We start from the raw sequence: 15,355 nt of genomic DNA, 5'->3' as shown, positions 1-15,355 counted from the left end.
AGGTTCGGCGCTGCTACAGTGCTGCGGCGGCCGAGATGCGGCGGCTGCGGTGCGACTGCGGTGGTGCGGTGGTGTAACACATTAACGGCGCCGGAGGCATTTGCCTTGCGCGCATAGGCGACAGTATGGCCCACGGGGTTGAAGAGGGCATGGCCGGAGGTTTGGCGGCAGAGGAGGGCGATTCCGGCCCTGTCCGTCGCGGCGTCGGCACGCGCCTTTCCACGGCGGCACAGGAGTGCCTCGCCGCGGAGCGGGAGCGCTGGGCGCTGTGGCTGCCCGTGGGGACCGGGGCGGGTGTGGCCCTGTATTTCGGCCTGCATGCCGAGCCGCCGCTCTGGCTGGGGCCGGGCGCCGCGGCCGGATGTCTGGCGCTGCTGTGGCTGGCGCGGCGGCGTCTGGCGCCGGTCGTTCTGCTGCTGGGGCTGTTGAGCGTCGCTCTGGGCTTCGCCGCGGCGCAACTGCACAGCGTGGCGGCGATGGCGCCGATGCTGACGCGCGAGCTTGGGCCGGTGCAGGTCACCGGGCGGGTGCTGGCGGTTGAGCGGCAGCCCACCGGCACGCGGCTGATGATCGGTGAACCGACGGTGGAGCGGCTGGCCCCGGAGGCGACGCCGGAGCGGGTCCGCCTGCATCTGCCGGCCAAGGTGGCACCGCCGGAGGCCGGGACGGTGGTCCGGCTGCGCGCCATGCTCCACCCGCCGGCCGCCCCGGCGGAGCCGGGAGCCTTCGACCTGCAGCGGCGGGCCTATTTCGAAGGCTTCGGCGCGGTCGGCTTCGTCATCGGCGCCCCCGTCGCGCAGGAGGCGCCGCCGCCCAGTGGCTGGCGCCGGGTGACCGTGGCCTTCGAGCGGGCGCGCGCCGCCATCGCCGAGCGGGTGCGCGCCGTCGTGAGCGATTCCGCGGAGGCCAGCGTCACCGCCGCCTTGCTGAACGGCGACGCGGCGGCGATTCCCGAACCGATGATGGACGCCTTCCGCGACAGCGGTCTGGCCCACCTTCTGTCCATCTCCGGCCTCCACGTGGGCATCGCCGCGGGCATCGTCTTCTGGGTGGTGCGGGCGCTTCTGGCCCTGGTTCCCTGGGTGGCGCTGCGCTGGCCGATCAAGAAGATCGCGGCGCTGGCCGGCATCCTGTCGGCCATCCTCTACACGCTTCTGGTGGGGGCGCCCCTGCCGACGCTTCGGTCCGTGCTGATGACCGGCCTCGTCATGGGCGCGGTCGTCGCCGACCGGTCGCCGATCAGCATGCGGCTGGTCGCCTTCGCGGGCATCGTCACCGTCCTCTACGACCCGGAGGGGATGCTGGGGCCCAGCTTCCAGATGTCCTTCGCGGCGGTCGTCGCCCTGATCGCCGCCTTCGAACGGTTCACGCCCTGGGCGGTGAGTCGGCGGCGCGAGATGGGCTGGCTCGGCAAGGGCGTCATGGCGCTGGGCGGCATCGCCTTTTCCAGCGTGGTGGCGACGGTCGCGACGACGCCCTACGGGCTCTACCATTTCCAGCAGGTCGCCTTTTACGGCGTGCTCTCCAACATGGTGGCGATCCCCATTACGACGGTGTGGATCATGCCCTTCAGCCTGCTCTCCTACCTGCTGCTGCCCTTCGGGCTGGAGGGGCCGGCGGTCACGGCGATGAGTTGGGGCGTTCGGCTGGTCATTGAAACGGCGGAGCGGACCGCGGCACTGCCCGGAGCGACGGCGTTCCTGCCGGCCATGCCGGACGCCGCCATCGCGGCGGTCACGCTGGGCGGGCTGTGGCTGGCCATCTGGACGGGACGCTGGCGCTGGCTGGGGCTGGTGGCCCTGGCCGGCGGGCTGGTCGCCCCGGCCGCCGCGCTGCGGCCCGACATTCTGGTGTCGGAGGACGGAAAACTGATGGCCGTGCGCGGCGCGGAGGGGATTCTCAGCCTGTCCACCGCCAGCGACGGGCGGGCCGCCAACACGTGGAGGCGGCGCGACGGCATGGAGAAGCCGGAGGAGAAAGCCGGTCAGGATGTCTGGCCACTCGTCGGGGTCAGCCTGGACGGGCGGCTGCGCTGCGACGCTCTGGGATGCCTTTACCGCGCGCAGGGGAAGACAGTGGCGCTGCTGCGCCAGCCGGACGCCTTGACTGAGGATTGCGCGGTGGCCGACGCGGTGGTGATCGCGACCCCGTCGCGCGGGTGCCGGGCGCCGCTGGTCATCGACCGTTGGCAACTGCGGCGGGAGGGCGCGCACACGCTCACCCTGTCGGACAAGGGCATCCGGGTGGAAACCGTCCGGGGGCAACGCGGCGACCGCCCGTGGACGATGGGAGGAAGGACGATGGGCGGAACGCTGTCCGATGGAAAGACCGGGGGGCGCTGAACCGCCGCCCCGGCGCGTCCTGCCGTCAGTACTTCCGCACCAGACCGACGAGGCGACCCTGCACCCGAACGCGGTCGGCGCCGAAGATGCGGGTCTCGTAGGCGGCGTTGGCCGGTTCGAGCGCCACGGTGTTGCCCTTGCGGCGCAGGCGCTTCAGCGTGACCTCGGCGTCGTCGACCAGGGCGACGACGATGGAGCCGTTCTCCGCGCTGTCGCAGCGCTGGATGACCACCGTGTCATGGTCGAGGATGCCGGCCTCCACCATGGAATCGCCGGCGACTTCCAGCGCGTAGTGGTCGCCCATGCCGAGCATGGCGGCGGGAATGTCCACGAAGGCGGAACCGTCGCGCAACGCCTCGATGGGCGTGCCCGCGGCGATTCGGCCGTAGAGCGGCAACTGCACGGATTCGGACGCCGGGTTCGCCTCGCGTCCCGCGAAGCTGAAGTCGCCCTTGATGACGTTGGGCTGGAACTTGGCGCGCGGCGGCCGGGTGCGGGCGGTCTCAAGCCCCTCCGGCAGGCGCAGCACCTCCAGCGCGCGGGCGCGGTGGGGCAGGCGGCGGATGAAGCCGCGCTCCTCCAGCCCCGTGATGAGGCGGTGGATGCCCGACTTGGACTTCAGGTTGAGAGCGTCCTTCATTTCGTCGAAGGAAGGGGACACACCGCCCTGTCCGAGCCGCTCGTTGATGAAAAGCAGCAATTCATGCTGCTTGCGCGTGAGCATTTGTGCCTCCCGGCCGGTTCCGCACTAGATATGGAACAAAAGCAAAACGTTCCATCTTGTTCTAGTTTGGTTCTTAACCCCCGTCAAGCCCTACGGATGAAATCAATCGCAAATCGACGGACAGGACTCCCAAATGGATTTCCCGTGCGGAACGGATTAAAGCGACAGGACACCGCCGCTCAGCGGGATCACCGTCACGCGGTCGCCCACGGCGGCGGCGGTTGCCTGCGGCTCGCGGACGATCAGGGCGTCGGCCCGGGCCAGCCGGGACATCATCGCGCTGTCCTGGCGCGGGAAGGGGGTGGCGACGGGCTCGCCGTCCGCCCCGGTGGACAGGGTGGCGCGCAGGAAATCCGTGCGGTCGTCGTTGGCCTTCAGCGGCGCGCCAAGCCGCGCCGTGAGCGTGGCGTTCTCGGCGGGCAACCCCTGGAGACGGCGAAGGACGGGCACCAGGAACAGCAGGGCGGCCACCCCGGTGGACACCGGATTGCCGGGCAGGCCGAGCAGCGGCACGCCGCTCGCCGTCCCGAAAATCAACGGCTTACCGGGCTTCATGGCGACGCGGTAGAAATCCAACGACAGCCCGCCCAGCACATCGCGCACATGGTCGTGCTCGCCTTGCGAGGCGCCGCCCGTGGTCACCAGCAGGTCGCAGCCGGCCGCCCCGGCGGCCATGGCGGCGAGATGCTCCGGATCGTCCTTGGCCACGCCGAGATTGTGGGCGAGCCCGCCCTGGCTGGCGACCAGCGCGCACAGGCCGAGCGCGTTGGAACTGACGATCTGGCTCGGTCCCAGCGGATCGCCGGGCAGGGCGATCTCGTCCCCGGTGGCGAGCACGGCGACCCGCGGTCGGCGGTGGACGCGCAGCCAGGGCAGGTTGGCCGCGGCGGCCAGGGCGACGTCGCGGGCGGTGAGCAGCCGTCCCTTGGGAAGCAACTCCTCTCCCGCGGTGAAGTCCAGTCCGGCGGGACGGATGAAGCGCCCCGCGGGCACGGCGCGCCCGACGCGCACGCGATCCCCGGCGTCCTCGCAATCCTCCTGCATCACCACGGCGTCGGCGCCGGCGGGCAGGGGCGCGCCGGTGAAGATGCGCACGGCCTCGCCGGCTCCAACCGATCCGGCGAAGGCGTGGCCGGCGGCGGACTCGCCGATGCGGCGCAGGGTGACCGGCGCGTCCGCCGAAGCCGGGACGATGTCGGCGGAGCGGACGGCCCAGCCGTCCATGGCCGCGGCGGCGAAGGGCGGCTGGGTCAGCCGGGCGACGGCGGGCTCCGCCAGGACGCGCCCCAGCGCGTCGGGCAGCGGCACCGTCTCCGCCGGCAGGGCGGTGAAGGCGGCGAGAATGCGGGCGCGGGCTTCACCGACCTGCAGCATCAGTCCGCGCTCCCCCATTCGCCGCTCTTGCCGCCGGCCTTGTGCAGCAGCTTCACCTCGGTGATGGTCATGCCGCGGTCCACCGCCTTGCACATGTCGTAGACGGTGAGCGCGGCGACCGACACGGCGGTCAGCGCCTCCATCTCCACCCCGGTCTGGCCCCTCAGCTTGCAGGTGGCGGTGATGTCCACGGCGTTGCGCTCGGGGTCGCAGGTCAGGTCCACCTTGACCGAGGTCAGCATCAGCGGGTGGCACAGCGGGATCAGGTCCGGCGTGCGCTTGGCCCCCATGATGCCGGCCAGCCGGGCCACCGACAGCACGTCGCCCTTCTTGACGCCGCCCTGGAGAATGAGCGCCAGCGTTTCCGGCTGCATCAGGACGGAGCCGCGGGCGGTCGCCGTGCGTTCCGTATCCGCTTTGTCGGACACGTCCACCATGACCGCGCGGCCTTCGGCGTCGAAATGGGTGAAGCCGCTTGCGGGCTGGTCGGTCATAGGGGTTTCTCCATGAACAGGCTCAGCGGGTCCGGGCCATAGGGGCCGAACGGGCCGCGGTCGGTGAAGCCCTGCTTGCGGTAGAGGGCGATGGCCTCGTCCTGATAGACGCCGGTTTCCAGCAACAACGCCGACAGGCCGGCGGCGCGCGCCTCGTCCTCGATGCGCTCCAGAAGGCGGCGCCCGATCTGGCCGCCACGCGCGGTTGGCTGGACGAACATCCGCTTGACCTCGCCATAGCCGCCGTCGGTGTCGATGCGCATGGCGCCGCAGCCGACCACGGTTCCCGACCGCCGGGCGACCAGGAAACGGATGTCCGGCTTCGCCAGCGATTGCAGGTCGAGCAGATGGTTGCTCTCGGCCGGGTATAAGTCGCCCAGATAGCGGTCCAGTTCCTCGATGAGCCGGACCACCTCGTCCTGGAGCGGGCTTTCACGGGCAATGGTCACGTTCGGCACGGCGTCGCTCCTCCCCATTGCTTTTTTATTTGGTGTCAGGCGAGCAGGGCGCGGGTGGCCGCGGTCACATCCTCCTGCCGCATCAGCGATTCACCGACCAGGAAACAACGCGCGCCCACAGCCGCCATGCGCGACAGGTCCGCCGGGCTGTAGAGACCGCTTTCGGCCACCAGCATCCGATCGGCTGGCACGTGGGCCGCCAGTTCCTCGGTCGTGGCGATGTCCACCGCCAGAGTCTTCAGGTTCCGGTTGTTCACGCCGAGAAGCGGGGTCTTCAGCGCCAAGGCCCGGTCCAACTCCTCGCGGTTGTGCACCTCGACCAGCACGTCCAGGCCCCAGGCGATGGCGGCGCCCTCGATCTCCGCGGCCTGCGCGTCGCTCAGCGCTGCCATGATGATCAGGATGCAGTCGGCGCCGAGCGCGCGGGATTCGGCGATCTGGTAGGGATCGACCATGAAGTCCTTGCGCAGCACCGGCAGGTCCACCGCGGCGCGGGCGGCCAGCAGATAGTCGTCGCAGCCCTGGAAGTAAGGCTCGTCCGTCAGCACCGACAGGCAGGTGGCGCCGCCCTCGCGGTAGGCGCGCGCCAGCGACGGCGGGTCGAAGTCCGGGCGGATCAGGCCCTTCGACGGGCTGGCCTTCTTGATCTCGGCGATCAGGCCGTAGCGGCCCCCGTCCACCGTGCGGCGCAGGGCGCGGATGAAGCCGCGCGCCGGGTCGGCGGCGCGGGCGGCATCCTCCACCGCGGACAGCGGACGGGCGGACTTGCGGGCTTGGACCAGCGCGCGCTTGTCGTCGCAGATGCGGGTCAGGACGTCGCTCATGGCGCGGCAACCGGTTCGTTGGAGATGGACGAATTGGTGATGGACACGAGGTGCTGGAGCACGGCGCGGGCGGCACCGCTGTCGATGGCGTGGCGGGCCTGCTCGACGCCCTCCTTCAGGTCGCCGGCCTTGCCCGCCACATGCAGCGCGGCGGCGGCGTTCAGCAGAACGATGTCGCGGTAGGCGCCCTGGACGCCGTCGAACAGCGCGCGGATGGCCTCGGCGTTCACATGGGCGTCACCGCCCTTCAGAAGCTCCGGCCGGGCACGGAAGATGCCGGCCTGCTCCGGCTCGATCTCGAACACCGTGACCTCGCCGTCCTTGAGCTGGGCGACGGTTGTCGGGCCGGTGGTGGTGATCTCATCCAGCCCGTCGGAGCCATGGACGATCCAGGCGGCCTCCGACCCCAGGCGCTTCAGCACATGGGCCAGCGGCTCCACCCACTGCTTGGCGTAGACGCCGAGAAGCTGGCGCTTGGCGCTGGCCGGGTTGGACAGCGGACCCAGCAGGTTGAAGATGGTGCGGGTGCCCAGCTCGACGCGGGTCGGGCCGACGTTGCGCATGGCGAGGTGATGGCGCGGCGCCATCAGGAAGCCGATGCGCGCGTCCCACAGGGCCTTGCGCACCAGACCCATGTCGCAGTCCAGGTTGACTCCCAGCGCACCCAGCACGTCGGCGGCGCCCGACTTGGACGACATGGCGCGGTTGCCGTGCTTGGCCACCGGCACGCCGCAGGCCGCGATGACGACCGCCGCGGCGGTCGAGATGTTGTAGGTGCCCGAGCCGTCGCCGCCGGTGCCGCAGGTGTCGATGGTGCCGTCCGGGGCCTCCACCGGGATCGCCTTGGCACGCATGACGCGGGCGGCGCCGGTGATCTCGTCCACCGTCTCGCCGCGCACCCGCAGCGCCATCAGGAATCCGCCCATCTGCGACGGGGTGGCGTTGCCCGACATGATGATGTCGAAGGCCAGCGCGGCCTCCGGCTCGTTCAGGGCATTGCCGGCGGCGACCTTGGCGAGGATGGCCTTCATGTCGGTCAGGTCGCCGTGCGGCGCGGACGGCGTGCTCATGCGGCGGTCTCCAGCCGGCGGGTCGTGTTCAGGAAGTTTTCCAGGATCTTGTGCCCGTGCTCGCTCTCGATGCTTTCCGGGTGGAACTGCACGCCGTGGATCGGCAACTCGCAGTGGGACAGCGCCATGATCAGCCCGTCCTCCGTCTCGCCGGTCACCTCCAGGCAGGCGGGCAGGGTGGCGCGCTCGACGATCAGCGAGTGGTAGCGGGTGGCCCGGAAGGGCGAGGGCAGGTCCTTCAGGACGCCGCGCCCCTGGTGGAACATGCGGTCGACCTTGCCGTGCATCGGCACCGGCGCGCGCAGCACCGTGCCGCCGAAGGCCTGCCCGATGGCCTGATGGCCCAGGCACACACCCATCAGCGGAACGCCGGCCTTGGCGGCGGCGTCGATCAGCGGCAGGCAGATGCCCGCCTTGTCCGGATCGCAGGGGCCGGGCGACAGCACGATTCCCTCGGGGCGGAGCGCCATGGCCTCCTCCACCGTCAGGCTGTCGTTGCGGCGGACGTCCAGTTCGGCGCCCAGTTCGCCCAGGTAATGGACGAGGTTGTAGGTGAAGCTGTCGTAATTATCGATGAGCAGCAGCATGGGGCGCCCCGGCATCCTTCCGGCCTGTCGTTTCCGGTCCGTCGGTCTCGGGTCCATTGTTCCCGGCCCGATCGTCCCGGAATAGCGTTCCGGCCTTGTTCCAAGGCGGGTACCCTAGCGGCTGGAGCGGTGGATTTCCAGCCCGTCCGAACCTCGACTCGGCGGAGAATCAGCGGCAGAGGAACTGCGGCGCCGTCGCCGGCTTGTCCAGGACGATGCCGCGCGCGTCGGTCTCCTCGGTGATCTGGCAGCGCCGCACCGTGCGCGGCAGTTCGATGGCCAGCGTGGCCTGCGTCCCGGCGTAGCGGCAGATCAGGAAGACGTTGTCGCGCCGCGCGGCGGGGAAGTCCCATTGCCGGATTTCCGAGCGGCCCCGCCGCAGGCTGCGGTCCGGCTCCAGCGCCGCCGGTGCGGGGGCCAGGGCGGGAGACGTCATCTGCGCCGCCCGGTCGCCCTCCACCAGCGCGACGCCGGCAAAGGCGTGCTGGTCCTTCGCCGCGTAGGGCGACCAGCCGCCCGGCGCCTCCGGCTGGGCCTGCACGGTCAGGCTGGCCGGGCAGCGGACCTCGTTCGCGAGGACGGGGCCGACGGTGGCGGTGACGAGGAGCGTCAGGAGGATCAGAGTGCGGGGCATGGCGGGTCACAGCATAGTCCCAGCCGGTGGAGGCCTCCACCCCGCTCCGCTGTTGCAGGGACGGAGCGGGGGTGCCACCTTGCGCGCAAACCGGAAACCAGGGTTCGAGATTCTTTCCCATGGCCAAAAAAACGCCGCGCAAGCCCCAGAAAGCCGCGGTACGGAAGCCATCGCCGAAAACGCCCGCCTCCGCATCCGGACGGATGGCATCGGGGCGCGCCGTCTCGCCGGTCCTGCTGGCGCTGGCCGGGGTGATCGCGGTCTTCGCGGTGGCGCTCGGCGCGCGATTCATCATCGGGCGCGACGCGCCGAAGATGGAGACCGTGGTGGAGCGGGAGGCGCCGGTCATCGCCCCCGCTTCGCCGATCAAGGCGCCGCCGCCCAAGGTCGCCGAAGCGCCGCCTCCGCCTCCGCCGGTTCGCGAGGTCGAACCCGCTCCGGCGCCGGTTCCCGCGCCGCCTCCCCAGGTGACCGAGGCCCCGGCCCCCGTTCCGGTTCCCGCGCCGCCCCCGCCGCCGGCCCTGACGCCGAAGCCGGTGGTGGCGATGCTGCCGCCTCCCGTCGCCCCGCTGGAACCACCGAAGGTGGGCCCCGGCTCGCCGCTGTGGAAGAAGAACGCGCTGCCCTTCCGCGCTCCGCCGGGCAAGCCGGCCATCGCCATCGTCATCGACGACATGGGGGTGGACCGCAAGCGCTCGAACCGCACGGTGTCGCTGCCGGCGCCGCTGACGCTGGCGTGGCTGCCCTACGCCCACGAATTGCCGGCCCAGGCCCGCGCCGCCCGCGCCGCCGGGCACGAGCTGATGCTGCACCTGCCCATGGAACCCAGCGGCTCCGCCGATCCGGGACCGCAGGCGCTGCGCGTGTCGCTCGACAAGGGCGAAATCCTGCGCCGGACCAAGGCGGCGCTGGACAGCTTCGACGGCTATGTCGGGGTGAACAACCACATGGGCAGCCGCTTCACCGCCGATTCCGCGGCCATGGCGCCCGTGCTGGGGGAGATCGCGCGCCGCGGCCTGTTGTGGCTGGACAGCCGGACCACCGCGAAGAGCGCCGGCCTGACCCTCGCGCGGGAGTTTCAGATGCCCTTCGCCGGACGCGACATCTTCCTGGACAACGAGATGACCGTGCCGGCGGTGCGCAGCCAGCTCGCCAAGACGGAGCAGGTGGCGCGCAAGCAGGGCTACGCCATCGCCATCGGCCACCCGCACGATGCGACAATCGACGCACTGGCCTCCTGGATGCCGGAGGTGCAGAAACGCGGCTTCGTCCTGGTTCCGGTCAGCGCCGTCGTGCGCGCCCACCACACCGGCGGGTGACCGCCGGTCCCGCTTGAGGAGAGTTCCATGGCTGATACCTACAAGGTCGGCGGCATGACCTGCGGCGGCTGCGCCCGTTCCGTCACCAACGCCATCGGCAAACTGGCGCCGGGCGCCGCCGTGACGGTGGACCTCGACGCCGGCACCGTGGCCGTGGAGGGAGGAGTCGCCCCTGAGACGGTGAAGAAGGCCGTGGAGGGCGCCGGCTTCGATTTCGGCGGCCAAGCCTGAGGAGGCGTCAGGCGCATTCAGCCGGGCTGGAAAAAACCTACTTCAGGACGATCCAGATTCCGGTGAAGGTGTAGCCTCCGCCGGTCATCGTCCCATCGGCGGCGATGGTCCAGGCGTTGATGGTCGCGTCGCCGGGATCGTAGAAGCCGTTCGTTCCTCGCGTCAGCCAATGCATGCTTTTGCCCTGGGCCACGCAGAGCAGGTGCACTTCATCGGAACCCGGAGCGGCGTAGTCCACACCGTTGAGTACGCCGTTGCCTCCTTCGCCGTTGACCGTGGCGCTCAGCATGCAGCGGCGCACCTCGTCATCGAAATCCTGGAGAAGAAGACTGGCCATCGTCTGGCAGGTGGATGCCTTCGTGTTGGCATCCTTGATGATGTTGACGGTGACGGTCAGCCCGAATTGCTTGGCGACGTAGGCAAGAGCGGACGGCGAATTCTGCAGATCGGGGCCGTCCTCGTAGGCGACGCTCATCGACCCCAAAGAGCCGGCGATGTCGAGATCGCCTGTGATCTTGTAGATTTTGCCCGCAAGGGCATGACCGGCCTCGCTTCCATTGATGGTGACCGGGGGCGTCAGCATTCTCGTTCTGGGCGTGCTGTGGCACAGCGTAATGGGATAGTTGGCGCTCGCCACGGACGGGAGGGCGGTCAGCGCGGCCGTCAGTGCATAGGCGCCGCAAGCATTGCTTCCGCCGGGTTGCGCGAAATTGAAGGCGATGTTGGGCATCGGGCTGGTCCTTTGTCGACTCGAACTCTGCCTCCAGGACGGCCCGGCGCGGATCGTCGTGAAATGCCATGCGCCGATGGCTTGAGCATCATCGGTGGCCAGGTTCCGCGGATCAAAGGTGCGGGGGGAATGGTGCGCGCCATCACGCGGGCGCCCCGCGGTCACCGAGGCGGGTCCGCGTCGGCGGCGGTGAGGAGGGCTGTGGAAGGAACCGCTTTCGATGTCGGCGATCAGGCCGCCTGTGGACGGCGCAACCGCCAGAGAAGCAGGATGCCGGCCCAGGACAGCGACACCGCCAGGGCGACGCTCAGCGCCACGGTGCGTCCGGCGGGTTCGGCCAGCAGATGGGCGGTGGTCAGCGCCAGGGCGAGGCCGGGGTTGGTCAGCAGCGCGCTGCGCATCGCCGCGGCGACCACGCCGCCGCCCATGCGGCCGTGCAGGATCACCGTCAGGCTGGTCAGGGCGATGGGGAACACCGCGGCGATTCCGGTGGCCGCCGGGCCGATGCTGTGGCTGAGCGTGGTCACCGTCGCGACCAGAAGGCCGACGAGACCGGCGCGGGCCGGGATGTCGTACCAGCGCGATCGTGCCGTCCGGACTACCTTGTCCGCCGGGATCGGCGCCGACACCGCCCAGGCGGCGATCCCGTAGCAGCCCAGCGTCAGCAGCAGGGCCAGCGGCAGCGTCCATTCGACGGCGGAGCGCAGAGTGGCCGCTGTGGCGATCCAGAAGACGGAACTGGCGATGACCGTCGCCGGCATGCTCCAGAGCGGGGCGATCCGCACCAGAAGCGCCAGATAGAGGACGATCGTGGCGTTCCCGACCATTCCCGACAGGGCGGCGTCGGCGACGAAGCCGTCGTCATGCTCCATCGCGAGCATCACGAAGGCCGGGCCGGTCGAGACGGGCAGGGCGGTGATCATGCCGCCGTAGAAGGGGCCGGCCTTCTCCGCCGCCAGCGAGGCGGCGACGACGACCAGGGCCGCCGCCACGATCTTGACGATCAGCGGCAGCAGCAGCGCATCGAGGGGCATGCGGTCCTTACTGGGCGGAGGTCTCGCGGACGGTTTCCTCCGCGGCGCGGATCAGGGCCATCGACTTGTTGACGGTCTCCTGATACTCGGCCTCCGGATCGCTGTCGGCGACCACGCCGCCGCCGGCCTGCACATACATCATGCCGTCCTTTAGAACGGCGGTGCGCAGCGCGATGCAGGTGTCCATGGCGCCCGACGCGCCGAAATAACCCACGCAGCCGGCGTAGACGCCGCGGCGGGCCTTCTCCAGTTCGTCGATGATCTGCATGGCGCGGACCTTCGGCGCGCCCGAGACGGTGCCGGCCGGGAAGCCGGCGATCAGCGCGTCCAGCGCGTCGTGCTTCGGGTCGAGGTCGCCTTCGACGTTGGAGACGATGTGCATGACGTGGCTGTACAGCTCCACGATCATCTTCTGCGTCACCTTGACGGTGCCGGTGCGCGCCACGCGGCCCACGTCGTTGCGGCCGAGGTCGAGCAGCATCAGATGCTCGGCCAGCTCCTTGGGGTCGCTCAGCAGGTCCTCGGCCAGCGCCTGGTCCTCCGCCGCCGTGGCGCCGCGCTTGCGGGTGCCGGCGATGGGGCGGACGGTCACATTGCCGTCGCGCACGCGCACCAGGATCTCCGGGCTGGAGCCGACGACCGACAGCTCGCCGAAGTCGCAGTGGAAGAGGAAGGGCGACGGGTTCAGGCGGCGCAGCGTGCGGTACAGCGCCAGCGGCGACGGCTTGAAGGGAAAGCGGATGCGCTGGGACGGCACGACCTGGAAGATGTCGCCGGCCCGGATGTACTCCTTCGCCCGCTCGACGATCGCGTGATACTCCTCGCGCGTCGTGTTGGAGGTCCAGGCGAGCGGCAGCCCGTCCTTGGTCCGCGGCTCCCGCCGGTAGGGCAGGGGGCGCTCCAGATCGGCCACCGCGTCCATCAGACGCTCGCGGGCGTCGCCGTAGGCGGCGGCGCCGTCAACCCCCGGCTTCGGCCAGACCGGGGTGACCAGAGTCACCGAATCGGTGTGGCTGTCGAAGATGGCGACGATGCTGGGGCGGGACAGGATGGCGTCGGGGATGCCCAGCTCGTCCGGGTTGTCGTCCGGAAGCCGCTCCATCAGCCGGACCATGTCGTAGGTCAGGTAGCCGAACAGCCCGGCAGCCATCGGCGGCAGGGCGTCCGGCAGGTCGATGCGGCTCTCGTTGATGAGGGCGCGCAGCGACTCCAGCGGGGCGGCGTCGATGGGCTCATAGGCGTCGCGGTCGTGCAGGGCGTTGCGGTTCACCTCCGCCCGGTCGCGGCGGCAGCGCCACACCAGATCGGGCTTGAAGCCGATCACCGAGTAGCGGTCGCGCCGCGACCCCGCCCCGCGCTCCGCCGATTCGAAGAGGAAGCCGAAGGGGCGCCCGTCGGCCAGCTTCATGTAGGCGGAGACGGGGGTCTCCAGATCGCTGACCAGCGTGGTCCACACCACCTGCGGCTTGCCGGCCTCATAAGCGGTGTGGAAGGCGGCGAATTCCGGCTGAACCTTCACGGGACGGGCCTCGATTGAGTGTGGTTAGTTACCGCTGGCGAAGAACTGGTCGATGCGGTTGCGGTGAACCTCGACCGGGTAGCTGTTGCGCAGCGCGTTGCCGAACTGGGCCATGATGTCGCTTTCCAGCCCCTGGGCGACGGTGCTCTCCACGGTCGCCAGCGTGGCGTCGGCCGCCGCCGGGTCCGCCGGGATGATCTCCTTCAGGCGGGCGACGACCTGGCTGTCGGCGGTGGCGCCGGTCACCGTCTCGCCGGGCTTCACCTCGAACAGCTTGCGCACCAGCTCGCCCGGCAGCCCCTCGACCGAACGGGCGTCGCGGGTGAAGGGCGTGGTCATGGCGAAGCTGGCGCCGGACTGGCTGGCGACGTCCTGCGCCGCGGCTTCCGAACCCTGCTTCAGCTTGGCGGCGATGTCCTGGGCCTTCTCGGCGGCCAGCTTGGCGCGCTTGTCGTCCTGCCAGCCTGCGATGGCCTGATCGCGCACCTCGGCCAGCGGCTTGGCGGCGGCGGGGGTCACGCCGTCGACGCGCACGGTGTAGAAGACGTTGTTGGGCGCTTCGGTCAGGTTCGAGGTGGCGCCGGAGGCGAGCTGGAAGGCGGTCTGCACCATGGCGGCGAAGTTCGCGCGGCCCGGGGCGGCGTCCTTGCCGTCCGGCGCCTTGCCGCTGCTGTCGACCGCGGCGATCTTGGCGATGGGCAGCGACTGGGCCTGGGCGACCTCCTCCAGCGGGGCGCCGCTGGCGAGCTGGTCCTCGACCCGGTTGGCGATGGAGTAGAGCGAATCCATCGCCTTCTCCTTGCGCAGCTCGGCCAGGAGCTGGTCGCGGGCCTCCTCGAAGCTCTTGGTGGCGCCCGGCTGGATGGCGGTGACCGTCAGGACGTGCCAGCCCAGCCCGCTGCGCACCGCGTCGCTGACGGCACCCTGGGCCAGCGCGAAGGCGGCGTCGCCGATCTCCGGCAGCTCGTTGCGGGTGACGTTGTCGAGCGTGATGACGTCGGTCCCGGCGTCCTTGGCGGCGGCGGTCAGGCCCTTGGTCTTGGCGGCCTCGGCGATCTGCTTCGCCTTCGCCTCGTCATCGGCCAGGACCATCTCCACCGTGCGGCGCTCCGGCGTGCCCAACTCGTCGGCACGCTCGTCATAGGCGGCGCGGAGTTCGTTGTCGGAGATCCGGATGTCCTTGGCGATCTCGTCGGCGGAGAGCTGGGCGATGCTCAGCGCGCGGTATTCCGGCGCGGTGAAGCGGACCTGATGGTCCTCGTAATAGCGGGTCAGCTCCGCCTCGTCGGGCACCCCGACGTCGCCGATGGCGGCGTTGGGCAGGGTGACCACCTCGGCCACGCGGCGCTCCCCGCGGAAGCGGTAGAGGTCCTGGACCAGCGGCTTCGGCGGAGTCACCCCGGCGCCGACCGCTCCGGCGACCAGCTCGCGCGCGGTCTCACGGCGCAGCAGGGCGACGTAGCCGTCCTCGGTGAGCTGGTTGTTGCGCAGCACGCTGCGGAACTGGGCCGCGTCGAACTGGTTCTGCGCGTTGCGGAAGGCCGGCTCCTCGGCGATGCGCTGGCGCACCACGTCCGGACCGACCGAGATCCCGGCGTCGCGCGCCGCCTGATCGTAGAGCGCGCGCTGCACCAGCGCCGACAGCGACTGGTCGAGCAGGCCGAACTGGCGCGCCTGCTCCGTCGTCAGGTTGCCGCCCAGCATGGGGCGCAGCCGCTCCATCTGGCGGCGGAACTCCTGGTCCAGCTCCGCCCGGTCGATGTCCACCTTGCCGACGGACGCGACGGTGCTGGAGATCCCGCCTGTGCGGATCATGTCGCCGATGCCCCAGGCCGCGAAGCTGACGATGAGGAGCACGAACAGGATCTTGACGACCCACGAACCGGCGTAAGTGCGGATGAACTGAAGCATGGGACCCGAAGTGAGTGCGCAAAGGGCGGCCCTGCGGCCGGGGCGGCATCATAGGCACCCCGCGAAAGCCCGGCAACACCCCATTTCCCCCGCGATTCCCCATC

At 70.4% G+C, this 15,355-nt stretch carries 15 protein-coding genes; 3 read left to right on the top strand and 12 right to left on the bottom strand.

The annotated features are described in order from the left end of the window. Nucleotides 1-149 precede the first annotated feature (149 nt). Nucleotides 150-2,342, top strand: coding sequence for a ComEC/Rec2 family competence protein (locus tag Sp245p_RS09800; protein WP_109138484.1), 2,193 nt, complete (start codon nucleotides 150-152; stop codon nucleotides 2,340-2,342). Between the two features lie 25 nt (nucleotides 2,343-2,367). On the opposite strand, the gene lexA is transcribed toward Sp245p_RS09800, so the two are convergent. The 8 genes from lexA to Sp245p_RS09760 all read right to left on the bottom strand — a co-directional run bounded on the left by lexA (nucleotide 2,368) and on the right by Sp245p_RS09760 (nucleotide 8,507). After that, the gene (gene lexA / locus Sp245p_RS09795) at nucleotides 2,368-3,066 is read right to left on the bottom strand and encodes a transcriptional repressor LexA (RefSeq protein ID WP_014240174.1); all 699 of its coding nucleotides are present in this window, start codon (nucleotides 3,064-3,066) and stop codon (nucleotides 2,368-2,370) included. Between the two features lie 156 nt (nucleotides 3,067-3,222). After that, complete coding sequence (locus Sp245p_RS09790) at nucleotides 3,223-4,440, bottom strand: molybdopterin molybdotransferase MoeA (RefSeq protein ID WP_014240175.1); 1,218 nt, start codon at nucleotides 4,438-4,440, stop codon at nucleotides 3,223-3,225. After that, the gene (gene moaC / locus Sp245p_RS09785) at nucleotides 4,440-4,934 is read right to left on the bottom strand and encodes a cyclic pyranopterin monophosphate synthase MoaC (RefSeq protein ID WP_014240176.1); all 495 of its coding nucleotides are present in this window, start codon (nucleotides 4,932-4,934) and stop codon (nucleotides 4,440-4,442) included. The genes Sp245p_RS09790 and moaC overlap by 1 nt, the downstream gene beginning before the upstream one ends. Beyond that, on the bottom strand, nucleotides 4,931-5,392 hold the full coding sequence (locus tag Sp245p_RS09780; protein ID WP_014240177.1) for a GNAT family N-acetyltransferase: 462 nt from the start codon (nucleotides 5,390-5,392) through the stop codon (nucleotides 4,931-4,933). Before Sp245p_RS09780 ends, moaC begins: the two co-directional genes overlap by 4 nt. 35 nt (nucleotides 5,393-5,427) lie before the next feature. Next, nucleotides 5,428-6,216, bottom strand: a complete 789-nt coding sequence (gene trpC / locus Sp245p_RS09775) for an indole-3-glycerol phosphate synthase TrpC (protein WP_014240178.1) — start codon at nucleotides 6,214-6,216, stop codon at nucleotides 5,428-5,430. Beyond that, nucleotides 6,213-7,286 (bottom strand): anthranilate phosphoribosyltransferase, encoded by a 1,074-nt coding sequence (gene trpD / locus Sp245p_RS09770; protein WP_014240179.1) that lies wholly within the window; start codon nucleotides 7,284-7,286, stop codon nucleotides 6,213-6,215. Before trpD ends, trpC begins: the two co-directional genes overlap by 4 nt. Then, nucleotides 7,283-7,873, bottom strand: coding sequence for an anthranilate synthase component II (locus tag Sp245p_RS09765; protein WP_014240180.1), 591 nt, complete (start codon nucleotides 7,871-7,873; stop codon nucleotides 7,283-7,285). Before Sp245p_RS09765 ends, trpD begins: the two co-directional genes overlap by 4 nt. 169 nt (nucleotides 7,874-8,042) lie before the next feature. Further along, nucleotides 8,043-8,507 (bottom strand): STY0301 family protein, encoded by a 465-nt coding sequence (locus Sp245p_RS09760; protein ID WP_014240181.1) that lies wholly within the window; start codon nucleotides 8,505-8,507, stop codon nucleotides 8,043-8,045. Between the two features lie 203 nt (nucleotides 8,508-8,710). Here Sp245p_RS09760 and Sp245p_RS09755 point away from each other — a divergent pair, with 203 nt between their 5' ends. Both Sp245p_RS09755 and Sp245p_RS09750 read left to right on the top strand, forming a co-directional pair. Further along, nucleotides 8,711-9,826 (top strand): divergent polysaccharide deacetylase family protein, encoded by a 1,116-nt coding sequence (locus Sp245p_RS09755; RefSeq protein ID WP_014240182.1) that lies wholly within the window; start codon nucleotides 8,711-8,713, stop codon nucleotides 9,824-9,826. A gap of 27 nt (nucleotides 9,827-9,853) precedes the next feature. Further along, nucleotides 9,854-10,057 carry a heavy-metal-associated domain-containing protein gene (locus Sp245p_RS09750; RefSeq protein WP_014240183.1) on the top strand — a complete coding sequence of 68 codons (204 nt, stop codon included), beginning with the start codon at nucleotides 9,854-9,856 and terminating at the stop codon, nucleotides 10,055-10,057. Between the two features lie 37 nt (nucleotides 10,058-10,094). On the opposite strand, the gene Sp245p_RS09745 is transcribed toward Sp245p_RS09750, so the two are convergent. The 4 genes from Sp245p_RS09745 to Sp245p_RS09730 all read right to left on the bottom strand — a co-directional run bounded on the left by Sp245p_RS09745 (nucleotide 10,095) and on the right by Sp245p_RS09730 (nucleotide 15,251). After that, nucleotides 10,095-10,787 carry a T3SS effector IpaJ family cysteine protease gene (locus tag Sp245p_RS09745; protein WP_014240184.1) on the bottom strand — a complete coding sequence of 231 codons (693 nt, stop codon included), beginning with the start codon at nucleotides 10,785-10,787 and terminating at the stop codon, nucleotides 10,095-10,097. A gap of 230 nt (nucleotides 10,788-11,017) precedes the next feature. Beyond that, the gene (locus Sp245p_RS09740; protein ID WP_014240185.1) at nucleotides 11,018-11,821 is read right to left on the bottom strand and encodes a hypothetical protein; all 804 of its coding nucleotides are present in this window, start codon (nucleotides 11,819-11,821) and stop codon (nucleotides 11,018-11,020) included. A 7-nt stretch (nucleotides 11,822-11,828) separates the two neighbouring features. Continuing rightward, nucleotides 11,829-13,340, bottom strand: coding sequence for an anthranilate synthase component I (gene trpE, locus Sp245p_RS09735; protein ID WP_014240186.1), 1,512 nt, complete (start codon nucleotides 13,338-13,340; stop codon nucleotides 11,829-11,831). 24 nt (nucleotides 13,341-13,364) lie between these two features. Then, nucleotides 13,365-15,251, bottom strand: coding sequence for a SurA N-terminal domain-containing protein (locus tag Sp245p_RS09730; protein WP_014240187.1), 1,887 nt, complete (start codon nucleotides 15,249-15,251; stop codon nucleotides 13,365-13,367). Between the last annotated feature and the right edge of the window lie 104 nt (nucleotides 15,252-15,355).

The sequence above is a fragment of the Azospirillum baldaniorum genome (genome assembly GCF_003119195.2).
Lineage (GTDB): Bacteria > Pseudomonadota > Alphaproteobacteria > Azospirillales > Azospirillaceae > Azospirillum > Azospirillum baldaniorum.
The sequence above is the reverse complement of the archived record's forward strand: the minus strand, read 5'-3'. Positions and strand labels throughout refer to the sequence as shown.

Bases quoted from the DNA above. Each gene is read 5' to 3' on its own strand.
- Sp245p_RS09755 (WP_014240182.1), top strand. From the start codon at position 8,711: ATGGCATCGGGGCGCGCCGTCTCGCCGGTCCTGCTGGCGCTGGCCGGG.
- Sp245p_RS09760 (WP_014240181.1), bottom strand. From the start codon at position 8,507: ATGCCCCGCACTCTGATCCTCCTGACGCTCCTCGTCACCGCCACCGTC.
- Sp245p_RS09800 (WP_109138484.1), top strand. From the start codon at position 150: ATGGCCGGAGGTTTGGCGGCAGAGGAGGGCGATTCCGGCCCTGTCCGT.
- moaC (WP_014240176.1), bottom strand. From the start codon at position 4,934: ATGACCGACCAGCCCGCAAGCGGCTTCACCCATTTCGACGCCGAAGGC.
- trpD (WP_014240179.1), bottom strand. From the start codon at position 7,286: ATGAGCACGCCGTCCGCGCCGCACGGCGACCTGACCGACATGAAGGCC.
- Sp245p_RS09730 (WP_014240187.1), bottom strand. From the start codon at position 15,251: ATGCTTCAGTTCATCCGCACTTACGCCGGTTCGTGGGTCGTCAAGATC.
- Sp245p_RS09765 (WP_014240180.1), bottom strand. From the start codon at position 7,873: ATGCTGCTGCTCATCGATAATTACGACAGCTTCACCTACAACCTCGTC.
- Sp245p_RS09745 (WP_014240184.1), bottom strand. From the start codon at position 10,787: ATGCCCAACATCGCCTTCAATTTCGCGCAACCCGGCGGAAGCAATGCT.
- trpC (WP_014240178.1), bottom strand. From the start codon at position 6,216: ATGAGCGACGTCCTGACCCGCATCTGCGACGACAAGCGCGCGCTGGTC.
- lexA (WP_014240174.1), bottom strand. From the start codon at position 3,066: ATGCTCACGCGCAAGCAGCATGAATTGCTGCTTTTCATCAACGAGCGG.
- Sp245p_RS09740 (WP_014240185.1), bottom strand. From the start codon at position 11,821: ATGCCCCTCGATGCGCTGCTGCTGCCGCTGATCGTCAAGATCGTGGCG.
- Sp245p_RS09790 (WP_014240175.1), bottom strand. From the start codon at position 4,440: ATGCTGCAGGTCGGTGAAGCCCGCGCCCGCATTCTCGCCGCCTTCACC.
- Sp245p_RS09750 (WP_014240183.1), top strand. From the start codon at position 9,854: ATGGCTGATACCTACAAGGTCGGCGGCATGACCTGCGGCGGCTGCGCC.